This window comes from Bacteroides sp. L008 (genome assembly GCF_040812255.1).
Classification (GTDB): domain Bacteria; phylum Bacteroidota; class Bacteroidia; order Bacteroidales; family Bacteroidaceae; genus Bacteroides; species Bacteroides vicugnae.
Genome location: NZ_JBFNXO010000001.1, coordinates 1,741,610 through 1,759,355 on the forward strand (window position 1 = coordinate 1,741,610; position 17,746 = coordinate 1,759,355).

The 17,746-nt window shown below is 42.9% G+C and carries 11 protein-coding genes and 1 pseudogene; 11 read left to right on the forward strand and 1 reads right to left on the reverse strand.

Annotated elements, in window-relative coordinates; translation table 11 throughout:
* The first annotated feature begins 6 nt into the window (after positions 1–6).
* The 11 genes and pseudogenes from AB3G73_RS07065 to AB3G73_RS07115 all read left to right on the forward strand — a co-directional run bounded on the left by AB3G73_RS07065 (position 7) and on the right by AB3G73_RS07115 (position 16,272).
* The gene (locus AB3G73_RS07065) at positions 7–993 is read left to right on the forward strand and encodes a FecR family protein (protein ID WP_195650487.1); all 987 of its coding nucleotides are present in this window, start codon (positions 7–9) and stop codon (positions 991–993) included.
* A 196-nt stretch (positions 994–1,189) separates the two neighbouring features.
* Positions 1,190–4,540 (forward strand): SusC/RagA family TonB-linked outer membrane protein, encoded by a 3,351-nt coding sequence (locus tag AB3G73_RS07070; RefSeq protein ID WP_234133648.1) that lies wholly within the window; start codon positions 1,190–1,192, stop codon positions 4,538–4,540.
* Between the two features lie 14 nt (positions 4,541–4,554).
* Positions 4,555–6,156 carry a RagB/SusD family nutrient uptake outer membrane protein gene (locus AB3G73_RS07075; RefSeq protein ID WP_367744059.1) on the forward strand — a complete coding sequence of 534 codons (1,602 nt, stop codon included), beginning with the start codon at positions 4,555–4,557 and terminating at the stop codon, positions 6,154–6,156.
* 30 nt (positions 6,157–6,186) lie between these two features.
* Positions 6,187–7,143 carry a glycoside hydrolase family 18 gene (locus AB3G73_RS07080; RefSeq protein WP_229128694.1) on the forward strand — a complete coding sequence of 319 codons (957 nt, stop codon included), beginning with the start codon at positions 6,187–6,189 and terminating at the stop codon, positions 7,141–7,143.
* A 95-nt stretch (positions 7,144–7,238) separates the two neighbouring features.
* On the forward strand, positions 7,239–8,861 hold the full coding sequence (locus AB3G73_RS07085; protein WP_229128695.1) for a DUF1735 domain-containing protein: 1,623 nt from the start codon (positions 7,239–7,241) through the stop codon (positions 8,859–8,861).
* A gap of 143 nt (positions 8,862–9,004) precedes the next feature.
* Positions 9,005–9,949 carry a glycosyl hydrolase family 18 protein gene (locus AB3G73_RS07090; RefSeq protein WP_367744067.1) on the forward strand — a complete coding sequence of 315 codons (945 nt, stop codon included), beginning with the start codon at positions 9,005–9,007 and terminating at the stop codon, positions 9,947–9,949.
* Between the two features lie 360 nt (positions 9,950–10,309).
* Entirely contained in the window at positions 10,310–11,581 is a 1,272-nt protein-coding gene (locus AB3G73_RS07095; RefSeq protein WP_195650492.1) for a DUF1735 and LamG domain-containing protein, read from the forward strand.
* A 436-nt stretch (positions 11,582–12,017) separates the two neighbouring features.
* Positions 12,018–12,358: pseudogene (locus AB3G73_RS07100) on the forward strand (AAA family ATPase); the annotation flags it as partial.
* A gap of 574 nt (positions 12,359–12,932) precedes the next feature.
* Entirely contained in the window at positions 12,933–14,621 is a 1,689-nt protein-coding gene (locus tag AB3G73_RS07105) for a response regulator transcription factor (protein ID WP_148367595.1), read from the forward strand.
* 174 nt (positions 14,622–14,795) lie between these two features.
* A complete protein-coding gene (locus AB3G73_RS07110) occupies positions 14,796–15,455 on the forward strand; it encodes a DUF4840 domain-containing protein (RefSeq protein WP_004303851.1) in 660 nt (219 codons plus the stop codon).
* A gap of 124 nt (positions 15,456–15,579) precedes the next feature.
* A complete protein-coding gene (locus AB3G73_RS07115; RefSeq protein WP_148367593.1) occupies positions 15,580–16,272 on the forward strand; it encodes a DNA alkylation repair protein in 693 nt (230 codons plus the stop codon).
* Positions 16,273–16,391: 119 nt separating this feature from the next.
* Here the strand turns inward: AB3G73_RS07115 and AB3G73_RS07120 are convergent, their stop codons facing one another.
* Positions 16,392–17,723 (reverse strand): ABC transporter substrate-binding protein, encoded by a 1,332-nt coding sequence (locus AB3G73_RS07120; RefSeq protein WP_148367592.1) that lies wholly within the window; start codon positions 17,721–17,723, stop codon positions 16,392–16,394.
* Between the last annotated feature and the right edge of the window lie 23 nt (positions 17,724–17,746).

Here is a 17,746-nt window from a genome sequence, read left to right on the forward strand (position 1 = left end):
GCATAAATGAAAAATTATTTCCAGAAAATATTGACCTTATTCACTAGAAGCGAATATCCGAAATCTACTCAACAAGAATTTTACAGATGGTTGGTAGACAAAGAACATACTTCCGAAAAAGAAGATGCATTACTTACTCTCTGGCAGGAAGCTCTTCAACAAAAGATTGTATCTAATACACACCAATCATACGAGCAATTAAGAAAGAATGCGAATATTCCTTCCATACGGAAAGAACGCAGGATTCGTCCGGTTCATATCTGGCAGGCAGTCGCCGCCGTCTTTTTCCTTTTGGCAGCTTCTTCCATCTATCTCTCTACAATAGGAAAAGATGCAACCCCTGACTTGCTGCAACAATACATCCCGACAGCAGAAACACGGACTCTTATCCTGCCCGATGGAACCGAAGTGCAACTGAACTCACAAAGTACGCTCTTATATCCGCAGGAATTCACAGGCAAAGACCGTAGTGTATTTCTTCTTGGTGAAGCCAATTTCAAAGTCAAGCCTGACAAAAAACACCCGTTTATCGTCAAATCCAATGACTTTCAAGTTACAGCATTAGGTACAGAGTTTAATGTGTCAGCTTATCCGGAAAATGCGATAACCGCTGCAACCCTGATTTCGGGAAGCGTACTTGTGGAATATAATAATCTGAACTCACAAGTCATTTTAAGCCCTAACGAGCAATTGGCGTACAACAGGCATACACGCTTCCATTGTCTGAACAACCCCGACATGATGGATGTGACAGCCTGGCAACGTGGTGAGCTAGTATTCAGAGAAATGAATATCCAAGACATAATAACGATACTCGAACGCAAATATCCGTACACATTCGAGTACCAGCTCAAAAATATAAAAGAAGACAAATATAGTTTCCGGTTCAAAGAACAGGCCACATTATCAGAAGTGATGGACGTTATAGTAAATGTTGTCGGTCAAATGGACTATAAAATAAAAGGAAAACGCTGTTATTTGATTCCCAAGTAACAGATGACCTGAAAAAACAGCAAACAGTAAAAATATACAATATAGAACAAACCTTTTTAACCCTTTACAGACATGCAAAAAAGTATCCGGAACAGAGCCCGAACTCTATCCCGGATATGAAATCAAGATTCTCAATATTAGAGTTCTACTCTTAATTACCGTGAAATAAATTAGTTAATAACCTAATACTAAGAAAATGCTACAAATTTATGAATTTATAGTAAACCAAACAGCAAAGGGAAGAAGTTTTATTCTTTTTTTCTGCATGTTATTGATGCAGACCCCCTCCTTTGCGCAAAACAGTGCCAAAATTACCATTCAAAAGAAAAATATATCTATTATTGAGGCACTTAAAGAAGTTGAAAGACAATCCGACTTGTCTGTCGGATACAATGATTCCCAGTTGAAAGACAAGCCCGTCTTAAATCTTAACCTAAGAGCTGTCACATTAGAGAACGCCCTTTCACAAATCCTTAAAGGGAGCGGATTCACTTACCTGTTCAAGGGGAAATATATTATGATTATTCCGGACAACAAGCCTAAAGAAATTCCTGCAAAGAAAGTAACAGGAAAAGTCGTTGACGAGAGCAATGAACCTTTGATCGGAGTAAACATCAAGGTGGAAGGAAGTTCCGAAGGAGCTATCACCGATATAGATGGTAATTTCACAATTACCGCTTCTCCAGGCAGTACATTAAGTTTCACTTATATAGGATATGCATCTCAAAATGTGAAAATAACAGATAGAAACATCTATGACGTAAAATTACTGAGCGACACCAAGCAATTAAGTGAAGTAGTAGTAACAGCCCTCGGCATCAAGCGCGAACAGAAGGCATTAAGTTATAATGTACAGCAGGTAAAATCAGACGAATTAACTCAAATCAAAGACGCGAACTTCGTTAATAGCCTGAACGGTAAAGTAGCGGGTGTCACAATCAATTCAAGTTCATCCGGTGTGGGTGGTGCCAGTAAAGTGGTGATGCGTGGAACGAAGTCCATTGAGCAGAGCAGCAATGCACTGTATGTGATCGACGGTATCCCGATGTTTAATTTCGGCGGTGGTGGCGGTACGGAATTCGATTCAAAAGGTGCTACGGAAGGTATCGCCGACATCAATCCCGAAGACATCGAAAGCATTTCCGTACTGACAGGTGCGGCAGCGGCAGCCCTCTACGGTAGCAACGCAGCCAATGGAGCTATTGTTGTTACCACCAAAAAAGGAAAAGTAGGAAAGCTACAGGCAAGCGTGTCCACCGGCATCGACTGGATGAATCCATTCGTAATGCCTAAATTCCAGAATCGCTACGGAACAGGAAGCTATGGCAAAGCAAACGGCTCTACAACTCTCAGTTGGGGACCGAAGCTGAACGAAGCGAGCCGTATGGGGTACGAACCCACTGATTTTTTCGAGACGGGAGCAGTATATTCCAACTCCGTCAACTTGTCTGCCGGAACGGAAAAGAACCAGACCTTCTTCTCCGCAGCAGCGACTAATTCCGACGGAATGGTTCCCAACAATAGGTATAACAGATATAATTTTACTTTCCGCAACACGACCAGTTTCCTTAACGACAAGATGAAGCTCGATGTAGGAGCCAGTTACATCATCCAGAATGACCGCAACATGGTTAATCAGGGTGTATACTCCAACCCTTTGGTATCGACTTACCTGTTCCCTCGAAGCGATGACTTCTCATTGGTGAAGATTTTTGAACGCTGGAGCGACGCGCGCAAGATCAACTTACCTTACTGGCCACAGGGCGAAGGTAACCTCCGTATGCAGAATCCGTATTGGATTTCATACCGCAATCTCCACGAGAACAACAAGAAGCGTTATATGATGTCCGCCGGACTGACTTACGATGTACTGGATTGGCTGAACCTGTCGGGGCGTATCCGTATCGACAACTCCAATAATACATACGAGCAGAAACTTTATGCCGGAACCATCGCCACGCTGACCGACGGCAACCAGGGGCATTATACAATTGCTAAGAATGAAACGAGCCAAACGTACGCCGACTTTTTGGTGAATATCAACAAACGTATCAAAGACTTCACCCTCGTAGCCAACATCGGTACCAGTTTGAGCAACAATGCCAGCAGTACCTTTAGTTACGGTGGACCGATACAAGAGAACGGAATCCCGAACGTATTCAACGTGTTCGACCTCGACAATGTGAAAAAACGTGCCGTTCAGGAAGCGTGGAGAGACGTAACGTATTCCATCTTCGCCAACGTGGAAGTAGGTTGGAAAAGTATGCTCTACCTCACCCTGACAGGACGTAACGACTGGGCTTCACAAATTCACGGCACCACAGACCCTTCCTTCTTCTATCCATCGGTAGGTCTGTCGGCAGTAATCACCGAAATGGTGAAATTGCCCGAATGGGTCAGCTACCTGAAAGTGCGCGGTTCATACAGTTCTGTGGGTTCTCCTTACCCCCGCTACCTGACCATACCGACTTTTCCGTATGACGCCACACTGCAACAGTGGAAAGAGAAATCCATCTACCCCATCGGCACACTTTATCCCGAACGCACCAATTCTTGGGAAGTAGGCTTGGACGCAACGCTGTTCCGTGACTTCAAAATAAGCGCTTCCTTCTATTACGCCAACACGCACAACCAAACGTTCGACCCGCAGATTACGGTATCTTCCGGTTACGACAAGCTGTATGTGCAGACCGGTTCCGTGCGCAATGTGGGCGTGGAAGCTATGTTAGGCTATGCACACACTTGGAGCGGCTTCAACTGGGACACCAGCTTCACCATTTCCAGCAACCAGAACACGCTGACCGAACTGGTAAGAAACTACGTGCATCCCGAAACCGGAGAAATCATCAACAAAGACCGGCTTCCGCTGAAGACGTCTGACGGACGCGGATTGGCACAGGCTGAGTTCATCTTGAAAGAAGGTGGTTCGCTAGGCGACCTTTACACCCGCTCCGACGTGGTGCGCGACGACAAGGGAAAAGTCCAGATAGACGCCACCGGCAACGTCTCCAAAGTGGGTAACCTGAACGACATCAAACTGGGAAGCGTATTCCCGAAAGCTAATCTGGCATGGAACAACTCCTTCTCTTACAAAGGCATTAACGTGGGATTCCTTATTTCCGCCCGCATCGGTGGTATCGCATATTCAGCTACACAGGCCGCTATGGATGAGTACGGAGTTTCCGAAAGAACCGCTGCCGCCCGTGATGCCGGTGGAGTGCTCGTCAACGGCCGTACGATGGTAGACGCACAAAAGTGGTTTGAGGTCATCGCCGGTTCCAGCGGATTGCCACAGTACTATACATACAGCGCAACGAATGTCCGCCTTCAGGAAGCGCGCATCGGTTATACCATCCCCCGCCGCTGGATAGGCAACGTATGCGACATCAATGTATCACTTGTAGGCCGCAATCTTTGGATGATATACAATAAAGCGCCGTTCGACCCCGAAAGCGTAGCCTCTACCGGCAACTTCTACCAGGGTATCGACTACTTCATGATGCCGAGCAGCCGCAACATCGGGTTCAACATTAAGCTTAACTTCTAAAAACGATGAATAGCATGAAATACATAAAACAGTTCAATCTGACAATGATATCAATTGCCACGCTGCTTATTTTTAGTAGTTGCATGGACAATGATATCAATCGAAACCCTTTTGAAACCACTGAGGAAGAGATGGGGAGAGACAACTATAACGTAGGTTCCAAATTAAAAACACTTGAAGGTCAGGTGATCCCCACGCAGGAACATTTGTATCAATTTATGGAAGCCATGTGCGGTGGTGCTTATGGTGGATATTTTAGTGACACGCACACCGGATGGATTGAAAAATTTTCAACATATAATCCCAAGTCGGATTGGTTGGAAGGAGCCTTTTCCACCATCTTCACCAACACCTATCCTAACTACCGCAATCTGATGAAACTGAATGACGTGCCCGTTCCGCAAGCCATCGCCAAAGTGCTGCGAGTGGCGATCATGCAACGCACTACCGACATGTTCGGACCCATCCCCTACAGCAAGATAGTGGTGGAAGGAGAAGCCGCTGCATTGAGTGCTCCCTACGACTCGCAGGATGTTATCTACAAGCAGATGTTCAAGGAACTGGATGAAGCCGACCAAGCATTTGAGGACAACCTCACACTCGACCCCGATGCCCTGAAGAAGCTTGACGACGTCTATTACGGAAACGTGGAGCAATGGCGCAAATACCTCCATTCTCTGCAACTTCGCATGGCGATGCGTCTCTGCTACGTGCCAGAGATGAAAGAAGAAGTGCAACGGATAGCCGAAGCGGCAGTGAAGGCGGGTGTGATTACTGACAATGCCGACAACGCCCTATTTCACGTAGCCGAAAACCGTTCTGCCCTCTGTTTCAACACTTGGAACGACTATCGGATTGGTGCCGACATTCTATGCTACATGAACGGTTATCAGGATTCTCGCCGCGAAAAATACTTCACCATGGGTAAAGGCAACGGCAAAACAGACGGCACCGCCGGCAGTAAAGAAGGCTATTACGGTATCCGCATCGGCACACTACCGACAGGCGTGACCGACGACCAACTGAAAAGCGTCTACTCCAACCGCCTCATGACCGCCACCGACCCTTACACCTGGATGACCGCCGCCGAAGTGGCATTCCTCCGTGCCGAAGGCGCATTGCGGGGATGGGCAATGGGTGGAGAGGCCAAAGACCTCTATGAGCAAGGCATAGCCCTCTCCTTTGCCCAACACGGAGCATCGGGAGCCGAAGCTTACGCTGCCGACAACAGCATGGTGCCAGCAGCCTATGCCGATCCGCTGGGCAAATACGACACCAGTGCCCCATCCAACATCAAAATCGCGTGGAACACGGACAGCAAGGAAGATCATTTCGAAGAGAATCTCGAACGTATCATCACCCAGAAGTGGATTGCCATTTACCCGCTGGGCATCGAAGCATGGAGTGAACGCCGCCGCACGGGTTATCCCAAAATGCTCCCCATCGTTGACAATAAGAGCTCATATTCCGAACTTACTAACATCGGAATACGTCGCCTGCAATACCCTGCCAGTGAATACAGCCTCAACGGAGGACACGTGGAAGAAGCCTCACAGATGCTGGGAGGAGACCAAATAAATATTCGCCTCTGGTGGGATTGCAAACCGAATAATTAATAAAAGTAAAACCTTGAAAAACAAAAAGATATGAAACACAGCTATTTGAGATCCAATTTAATGGCTTGTCTCCTGACAATCGCAATAGCCGGAGGATATCTGTTTACGTCTTGTGAAGACTGGACAGATCCGGAAGAGGTGGACTACACCATCCAAGGCCCGGACAAGCAAAATCCCGAACTCTGGGCACGTTATATGGAATCGCTTCGCATCTACAAGCTCGAACGCGAACACTACATCACATACGCGAGCTTCAACAACGGCGTTGAGCCTTCAAAGAACGAAGGCAACTATCTCCGTTCCCTGCCCGATTCACTGGACTTTGTTACGTTGGCAAACTCTGAGAACATCACCGCTGCCGACCGTGAGGATATCCCCGGACTACAAGAGAAAAGTACCCGCGTGCTCTACCACGTAGATTATGCCAAGAAAATGACGGAACTTCCCGATGACGCCGCTTTGGGCGCATGGTTGGACAAAGCGGTAGCCACTGTTGCAGAGTTAAACATGGATGGTTTCGCTTTCAGCGGCATACCACTTTATGGTGGTACGGATACTGAACAGGCTGCACGCAAAGCGTCCGCACGGTTAATTGTCTCCAAACTATCCGCCACAGGAAAAGCACTCGTTTTTGAAGGGGATCCCACCTTTGTAGACGCTGCCGACATGGAGAAACTGAACTACGTAGTGCTCAACACCGCCGACATAGAGAGAGCCGTGGCATTGAAACTGCTTGTGGCAAATACACTGGAGACGCATACAACGCTATCAAAAAAGCAACTGATACTAGCCACCAAGATGAACGGCAAGTTAGCGGACGAAAACGGAACATGGCATAACGCCGTGCTCGAAATACCTAACCGTGTAGTTGGCTTGGGTCCTTTGGGAGGAATGGCAATATACTCCATAGGTGAAGATTATTATCAACCTGAAAAGAATTACCATACTTGCCGGACGGCTATACAGACGATGAATCCATCCATGTAGACGAAAGTAAGAGGATGGAAATTATGGAATATTAGTTTGCAGGAAACCGAAACTAATGATAAAAAACAATGCATAAATACTATAAAATCAATCTTATGAATAACTCATTCAAATACTTCGCCCTTTCCATGTTGTTGGTAGCATTGACGGGATGCACCGCAGGAGATATCACACAAATCGGAGGTGTGCTGCCTGACGAAACACCTATGAATAGCATGGGAGGACAGCTATACAGTGGAAAGACTCTTTCCCACATGATTACCGTGGGCATGTATGAAGACGATGGCGCAGCCACCGAAGAAATAGTTTACGCACTAACCAAGCCCGCTACAACGACCGTTACAGTAAAAGTTGTTCCATCACCGGAACTCGTAGCGAAATACAACAGTGACAACAGCACCGAAATGAAAGAATTTCCTGTCACCAATGTGACCTTTGAGGACGGCGGTTCACTCACCATACCCACTGGAAAGAAAGTATCCGAAAATATTAGTGTCACCCTTTCTCCCGAAGGACTGGAAGCTGGAACGCTCTACCTGTTGGCAATTACGCTCGAACGGGACTTTGCAGGTATAGAAGTGCAAGCTGCCAAACAAGTGATTTATTACAGAATAAGCTTCCGGGAAAAGATAACGACATGCACACCTGGCTACGAACCAATACCAATCCCACCGATGATGCCCGGTCTGACTTCAGTATTTTATGTAAATACAGAAACGTATCAGCCTTTGATCGCCAACGCATGGAGTGTCAAAGCGGAAGGTTCAACCATGCCTGCACCAATATATAACATGGGGAATATTGTAAACCTCAAAAAAGCAACAATAGACTATGACGCTACCAGTGGACGTGCTTTGTTCAGCTTGGGTAGCGACCTGTCTTACGTATTGGAACATAGAGATAAATACATCCGCCATCTCCAGGAGTATGACCACAAAGTATGCATTTGTATTGAAAATGGTGGCAAAGGAATAGGCTTTTGCAGCATGACCAACACACAGATAACCGATTTCGTCAGTCAAGTGAAAGCTACGGTAAATCGTTATCAACTAGATGGCGTAAACCTATTGGATGATGACAGTAAATACGGCAAAGCAGGAACACCGGCAATGAACACCACTTCATACCCCATGCTGATCAAGACATTGCGTGAAGCCTTACCCGGCAAATTGCTCACATTGGTAGATAAAGGAGACGCTACGGAATATTTCTACGACATCAACAAATGTGGAGGCATCGAAGTAGGCAAACACATTGATTATGCATGGCACGGCTACGTTTCGCCAACGGAAGACTTGCAAGCCATCACTCCCAACCCGGAAGGTACACAGGTTTATAGTAAATACACGCGAAAACCCATTGCCGGATTGGATGAAAAATGTTACGGTAGTGTAAATGTACCTCTGTATTCTAGCACTGATATAAAACATAGAGACCAGGCAGCAGAGACAATAGCTAAATGGAAATCCGCAGGATATAAAAAAAGCAATATTATAGTTTATGGAAATGATCTCATCGGTAATGAGTATGGTGGCTATGAAACAGCAGTTGGTATAATGTTAGGCACATATAGCCTTCTTCCATTCATGGATGACGGTGATAGTTGGGATTTTAATAGAGACGAAGTAATATGGGGAGATGTATTGTATGATGGAAAAGCTTTGGACAATAGGATAAATGGAGGTCCTGAAAACAATCCTTATAGGAAAGACTGGTAAATAAAGATCAATCATAATCTGACCAAAAGAAACCAAGATAAAAAATGATAATCAGATAATAAGAATTAAAAGAAAAAAGGAGGTGTTTATATGTGAAAAAATTCCCATTCACAATTAGTTATTAACTTTTAAATCAAAAAATCATGAAGAATTTATTTTTTACTCTAGTTACATTAATTATGGTATTGTTCGTTACAAGTTGCAGCAACAATGAAGACTTGGTAGTAGCATCTCAAGATGCCCAGTCGGTAGCGACCCGTGGTGTATCCGTTAAAACACCGAAACTGACAACGTATATCGAGACAAACGATATCAATCCGTTAAATATGGGTGAATACTACTTCACCGGTACAGAAGCGGACAAAGACTATGTAGTGGATCACGTGATATTGTTCGCATCGAACATTCGCGGCACAGTTTCGACTGTAGAGTTATATCACAACCCGAATCAGACTTACATTCTGAACAACAGAAATACATTGGTGAAACCATTGCAGGACAAGGGTATCAAAGTATTGCTCGGTTTGCTGGGTGATCATACAGGTGTGGGATTTGCTAATCTAACCAGTGCGCAAATAACTTCATTCGCTAACCAAGTGGCTGATTGTATTGAAGTTAATGGACTTGATGGTGTAGACTTTGATGACGAATATGCTGAATACGGAAAAATATCAGGTACCCCGTCACCCAGCGGTACTAACTTCAGTTCGTTGATTACAGCCTTACGCGCGAATCCGAAAATGTCTGGTAAGTTAATTACTGCTTTCCATTACGGCTATGCCCAATATTTCAATCAGAATGCTCTGAACGCTATGAATTATATGTGGCCTAACTTCGGTTACGGATATGGTGCTCCTTCCGGATTTTCAAACAGCAAATGGGCAAGTATGTCAATACAATACACCGACGGTTATCCTAGTGCAAGACAAATCCAAAGTGCTGCGCAAAACTATGGCGATTATGGTGCAATCATGATGTTTAATGTACGTAATTATGATGCTTCCGGAACAATGAACAATTTTGCTTCACGAGTATGGGGTGGAAAAACAGTTAGCTATACCGGTACTTCATATCCTAAAAACTACTAGTAGGGTCATGGCCTTCATAGCTAAATTTTTTGCAACGGCTGCTGAAAAGTAAGCATTGCGCTAAACAAAGCAAATTAAAAAAAGAAAAGACCGGGAGTGTCCGCACGAAAGTAGACTGTTCCGAAAGCTATGCTTCCACAAGCAGCACTCCCGGCTTCTCTCATTTCGAAACCAGAGCCAGCAGCTATGAACAACGCTAATCCTTATAACAATGCTTCCCCGTAAAAAGAAGCATCAGCAACGTCCCCCCCCATCGGCAACACCCGACGGACGGACGCTAACAAAAACAGAATATCAACGAAGAAATTCGAAACAACATATATCTATCAATCCCGTAAAGAAACAAAAAATTCAAATGCCATGAAAACAACAAAAATCTTCCGAAGCATCCTATGCACAGCCTCTCTCTCAAGCCTCACCGCAGCTATGCTACTGTCACTAGCCGCCTGCGACAACAAGGACTATAGCAACGCCTCCCCATTCGACAGCGTAGTCTACCTCGATGTCGCCCAACAGAAGGACGTGACGAGCTTCACCTTCAACCGCCTCATCGAAACCGGTCAACAAACAATCGCCGCTCAGCTCTCACAGCCGACGGGAAGCGACGTCAACGTCAGCATTAAAGTAGATCCTACCTTGGTAAACACCTACAACGCCCGCCTGGAAACAGACTACACCCTGCTCGACCCCAAATACTACACTCTCTCCACCGAGCAAGCCGTTATTCCGCAAGGTAAAACCATCTCAGCGCCTGTCACCATTGACTTCGACGCCCTCACCGAACTCACTATCGACGCCGGCTATCTACTCCCCGTCACCATCAGTCAGGCAACAGGAGGAATCGGCATTCTCGACGGTTCGAAAACCATCTGCTATATCATCCGACGTTCCAGTGCCATCACCACCGCTGTCAATTTGAAAGATAATTACTTCGAAGTGCCCGGCTTCGACAAAAACAGCCCCACTGCCGACATCGTCAACGATCTGAAGCAACTCACCTACGAAGCCATCATTCGTGTGAATGACTTCAAATACGGCGCCAAAACGAAAAACATCTGTACCATCATGGGCATTGAGCAATATTGTCTGTTGCGCCTTGGCGATACAGGATTCCCCTTACAACAACTACAATTCGCCGCCAACGAAAACAAAATACCCAACGCTGACAACAGTAAACTACTACTTCCCAATGAATGGTACCACGTAGCCGTAGTTTATGACACTGAAGCGCGTACCGCCTCCATCTACCTTGATGGACGTGAACAAAGCCGCGCCGAAGACTACGGAAACGGCTTACCCATCAACCTCGGTATGCAAGAGCGTGGTAAACAATTCATGTTCAAAATAGGCCACTCTTATGGTGAGCCTGACGACATGAGTCGACAACTTGACGGCGAAATCTGCGAAGTACGCATATGGAACACAGCCCGCACTCAAGAGGAAATCTACAAAAACATGTATAATATAGAAGACCCAGAAAATGCCCCGGGTCTATGCGCCTACTGGAAGTTCAACGAAGGCGAAGGCGATATAGCCAAAGATTTCTCCGGCCACGGGAATGATGCAAAAGCCCATAATAAAGCAGTATTGTGGCCTGCAGGTATCGAGGTGACTCAGAAAAATAAAGAATAACCAAGTAGGAAGATTCCGGACACTGTTCTATTACAGAACAGTGTCCGGTCTTCCCCTATTCAAACAATTATCCTTCGGAAGCTACTAACTCTTCCAATGCTCATAGAATTAACTGGAGGGAAAGTTTCGAGCAAAAATAAGAGTAGTAGCAACCGAAATTTTTTAAACTTTAAATGCTGCCACATTTTATCAGAAGAGAACTGCACTTTTTACGACATGGCTTATCAGATAATAAAACAACAATGAAATTACACTTGTGCATTTATATGGACAGACTTATGCAATAAGCCTGACTCAGTTATGCATTCCCTACAGTTACCCAACAGCAAGATTAAAACATCCATATAAAATAGCTAACAGGAAGCCTGAATTTATTATTACTAATGTTCATTACGTAATATACAAATGTTTGTTACCTTTGTATATAGTACTGTTATATTGAATATGTAGTGCCCTTTCCAAGTCACGTTTCGGCGATTATTGGTTTGCCAGCGGAACACCAACATTCTTGATAGAAATACTTAAAAAGAAGGACTTCGACTTTCGCCAACTGGATGGCATTGAAGTCTCTTCCGCCTCATTGAGTGATAACAGAGCGAACATCAGTAATCCTGTTCCGATGATTTATCAAAGCGGCTACTTAGCGATAAAGTCATACGACCAACGTTTTCATACCTATATGTTGAGATTCGACAACGAAGAAGTGAAATATGGTTTTCTCAACATCGCCGCACCTTTCTATAGTCCTGCCCATCTAATGATACAACTTTTTATATGAGTTGAATACGAAAACGGAACCTTACTCTGTCGACGACAGACAGTTGGTTAAAAAATCACAATTATAATTCACCATCTTTCACAACAAACACACCAAACGACAATAAACTGTCATCCAATATTCATATCATCATCCACTTGTTACAACTTATCATTATTTTTACTTCGCAGGAATAAATCGTACTTCCTTTCTATCTTTATATGAGAAAATCCAAAGTGGTACTTATCGGGATATGTATCGATAGTACCGAATATGCAATACGTTCCCCCCCCTCATCAGTATTACCACACGGTAAATAAAAACATTCAATAAACAAAAATAGATCTATTTATCATTGTTGCCAGGAGGAAATCCACCATTTCTCAAAGAATGATTCAAATTGTTAGGATTCAAGCTCCTCATATAAATTTTACTTTCAACTATCACCTCTCAAAATATAAATCCATAAATATTTATATTTTGAGTTTATGAATACATAACTGTGAGATTATAGTTACAGTGAATTTACTCTTTTATCTCAAACGTAGGAAATAGGTGTATCCCATCTAAGTGGCACCATTAAAACAAATTAAAATGAAATACTCAATAACAACATCACCTCTCGTTCCCGTTGTCATAACTATACTTCTTATTTATCAATTATACCTTGTCCCACTGTTTATTGCAGGCGGAATTTCAATTTATTGGATTTGGTCTTTCATATTTATACAAAAAGAAAAGAATTTATTAAAAGAAGGGATTCAATATTTAATGGACTCCTTCGGGAATATTCGTACCCCGATCACATCGATTCATACTCCATTAAAAACAATATACAATGATCATTGTCCCGAAAATGCCAAAACGGAGTTATTACTGGCAATCCGAAAGATCGATTGTCTCAACGAACATTTAACCGGACTGATGAATTTGAAACAGTTATTCACCCATTCCGGAAGTGTGGATATTGCAGAATATGAACTCGGAAAGTTTATCAGGAACAAAGTCGACTCTTTAAGAGAACATGCCATCAACAATCAAATAAAACTGGAAATAAAGACAGAATTCAAGTATGCCAGTACTTGGTTCGACCAAAGTAAGGTATCTCCAATCATTGATAAATTCATAAGAAACGCCATAGACCACGCCGGACAAAAGCAAACAATTATCTTGGCTATTTCTATAAACCCTCAACACTGGCAAATTAGAATAACCGGTTACAAAAGCAGGAGATTGACCCAATGTTACACATACAAAAAGCTTCAATTACTCAAACGGGGAGAAGAACTTGAATATAGTTTCGATAAAAGTATATTTTATAAGAAACTGTTAAGACTGTGCAACGGCAAGATTCTCATCAATCACTCCCAACAGAGTGTTTTACTAAGATTTCCATTAAAATATACACATAAAAATATGTCCGAATATACTCCCATACAGTTCACAGTCAATCAGGAAGAAAAAAAGATTGACTCTCTGTTCTGTAAAGAGACTCATAAAAGAAAGTCAGCCAAGCCTACAGTACTCCTTGCTGACAGTAATGCAGACTTCAGGTCTTATCTGGAAACACGCTTATCCGAACACTTCATTGTAAAAAGCTTCGACAACGGTCTGGAAGCCCTGAAATACATCAGAGAAGAATACCCGGACATCGTGATTTGTGACATGATGTTGCATGGGATGTATGGAAACGAACTCTCTTCAAGACTGAAAACGTCCGGAGAGACCTCTATTATACCTATTATCCTTTACGGTTCATATCTGGACGGCAAACAACAAAACACAAGAGAGGCCTCGCTGGCCGATGTCTTTTTACATACTCCTTTTCATGTAGAAGATTTAAAAATAGAAATAAACGTTCTAATCAAAAATAGTCGTTTCCTTAGAAAATCATTCCTACAAAAAATATTCGGGGAACAATTCTTAAAGATAAAAGAGAACGAAAACCTGAATGAAGATAATTACGTATTCATCGATCGTGTGAAAGACTATATTCTAAAAAATATAGATCAGGAAAACCTGACTATTGATGAAGTCGCGTCCGAACTATATATGAGTAGAACTACTTTCTTCAATAAATGGAAATCGCTGACAGGAGAAGCACCTAAATTTTTTATATACCGAATCCGAATGGAAAAAGCCCGTGAACTGTTAGAAAGCGGAAAATACTCTGTAAATGTGGTTCCGGAAATGATAGGATTAAAGAATCTAAAAAACTTCCGACATAAATACAAAGAATATTTCGGAATAACACCAAGCGAATCTATTATAAAAAAACAATAGTATACGAAGTCTGCTATCTGTTGCAAAGGTCCTGATGAATGGGACCTCTGCAACAGCATTCCTGCAAAAAAACATTTTGTTTTTATTTCCATACGCAGTATTTCACAAATACCGGCATTTACTCTATGTACGTACACCTTAATTTTGAAAATTAATAATCTAATTTTAAACAGTATGAAAATTTTAACTGAAATAAAAAAAACTCGTTGTTTTAATCGCTTTGTTCTCCTTGTAGTATTGCCAGGCCTGATAAGCACTTTCACAGCATGCAGCAATGATGACGATTCAGATATTCCCGTATATTCACTTAAAGATGTGGATGGAAACTATTCCGGTAAGATGTTGACAGAAACCGCTCCATCCGTCAATCCACAAAACTACTCCTCCAAAGAAGAACAACCGCAAGGAGCCACAGTTACCGCTGAAGTAAAAGACAATCAAATTATGATTAAAAAACTTCCGGTTGACGATTTGATCAGAAGTATCGTCGGTGAAGAAGCTGCCGAAGTTATCATTGAGAATCTGGACGATATCAATTACAACATTCCTTATACTGCCGCCTTTAATGATGATGGCAAAGGCTCCATTCTACTTCAATTGAAACCTGAACCTTTGGAAATAAAATATACGCCCCCGACTCAAGTAAAAGCGGATGGAGAAGAAGATCCTCAAATTACTGTAAAAGTAACCATAGAAGCAGAAGAACAGGGTCAATATACATATAAAGATAAAAAACTTACCTTTGTGATCAAAGCAACCCAGGTGGAAGTAGAAGGAGTGCCGTTGAAAGACTTCCCGATTACCACATTCAGTTTCGACATGGTCAAGAAGTAACCGATCGGACAAGCTTTCCCAAAGTATTTTCATTATGATGGGAATTGTCTCAAAAAAGAGTATGCCTGCCACAGTACGCATACTCTTTTTTTATACCTTTGTGAAATAACCAACGATATGAAAAATGACTATAACTGAAAACATCCGGAAAGAATTACAGGCGTTAGTAGATTCCCAATATCAGGAATTTCACTCTTCCCTCCTCCCGGGAGCTAACAACATTCTCGGCGTACGCATCCCCCAACTGCGAACAATGGCCAAAGAAATTATAAAGAAAGAAGACTGGCGCACATTTGTCGAATCAACCGAGACTAACTATTATGAAGAAACAATGCTTCAGGGAATGATTATCGGACTAGCAAAAATGGAACTTGAAGAACAAATGAAATACGTAACGATGTTCATTCCCCGCATAGATAATTGGGCTGTATGCGACATATTCTGCAGTGAACTGAAAACTGCCGTGAAAAAAGGAAAAGAAAACGTATGGCAATTTATCCAACCCTATCTGAAATCCTCTAAAGAATTTGAAATACGTTTCGGAATTGTGATGCTTTTCCATTATGTAGATGACGCACATATTGATTCGTTACTGAAATATGCCGACTCATTCAATCACGATGCCTATTATGCACGCATGGCTATGGCATGGATGATATCACTGTGTTTTATCAAATTTTCCCAAAAGACAATGGAGTATCTGAAACATAGCGCATTGGATAACTGGACTTACAACAAGGCACTGCAAAAAACAATCGAGTCATTCCGGGTAGATAAGGATACCAAGGACATTCTCCGGAAAATGAAAAGACGATAAAAACAAAGCACGGTAAACATCCTGCCATCAGCATTCCGTTCACCGTGCTTCTTATTCCTTTCTGTAGATACCGCTTTTATTTTTGCGTCATTTATTTATGTTTGTAATCCGGAGAAAAACTAATTCCTCCTGACCTTTTTCCTTCTGCTTCTGCGTCTCTGTTGTTTCTGACGGCTATAACGCTGCCATCTTTTATAAATCATCCAACCACTCATCAACGCAACGACAACAAAAATAAGAATAGTGATACCCACTCCCAAATTATCTCCTTTAATACGCGACCAAATATCAAGAACTTCTTTTGTCTTATCGCCAAAATCGCGAATCATGGCGCATCGTTCCACCACTTTGCGATCCGGATATTGTATTTTGTCAATTTGTATGCTATCTGCACCCGGTCCGAAAAAGTAACTTAAATCGGAATAATATTGAAGTGTAGTGTCTACCTTTTCTTCCAGTATTTCAGGAGTGGCTATGGAACTTACATATCCGCAAAAATCCATATTCCTCAAGGCAATATCCGAACGGCACATAAAGTTGATAAAATAACTGGCTGCTTCCGGATTCTTGGCATACTTCGGGATCACCCAACCGTCATACCAGATATTACTTCCTTCCTCCGGAACTTCATAATCCAGATCCACTCCTACCGCATCAGCCTCTTCAATCGCCCAAATCGCATCACCGCTCCAAGTCATATTCAGCCAGGCTTTATTTTTCGTCATCATCTCCTTGCCGAAATCCGCTTCCCAACCGGCAATATTCGGTTTCAAAGCTTTCAAATATTTTTCAGCCAACTCCATCGCACGTGGAGAGTAGTCATTCATCAGCTCTTCCACTGTCACTGTTCCCTCCTTCAGTTCCTTTGCATGTGCATAGATCACAGCTGTTCCGTAAGCATCACGATAACTATCCTTCATCAGGATCTTTCCGGCATACTTTTTATTCCAAAGGCAATCCCAGGATAAAGCTACCGAATCGGGCACATAAGCCCGGTTATACAAAATACCAGCCGTTCCCCACATATAACATACAGCATAGCGGCTTGCCTTCTCACCCGGCTGACTCAATTTATTAATCTGCTTACGAATAAATGGAGCCACATTATTCATGTAATTGGGAGAATGGGCAAAATTCGTATCGATGGGTAGCAACAAATGCTTCTTCAGCATACGCTCGATGATGTATTCCGAAGGACAAACCACATCAAAATCTTCATGCCCCTTTTCAATCTTCGTCAACATGATTTCGTTGATATCGAATGTCTGGTAAACGATACGGATATTCTCACCGGTCTGTTCTTTATAATATGCCTGGAAATCCTCAAGTACACCTTCACCGATGTAATCCGCCCAGTTGTAGATTTTAAGAACCCGCTCACGAGGTTCACCGGAATTATAACACCCGGTCAAAGCCAATAAGAGCAGGATAGCAGGAATTATTCTTTTCATATTATTTACGTAGTAGCACATTT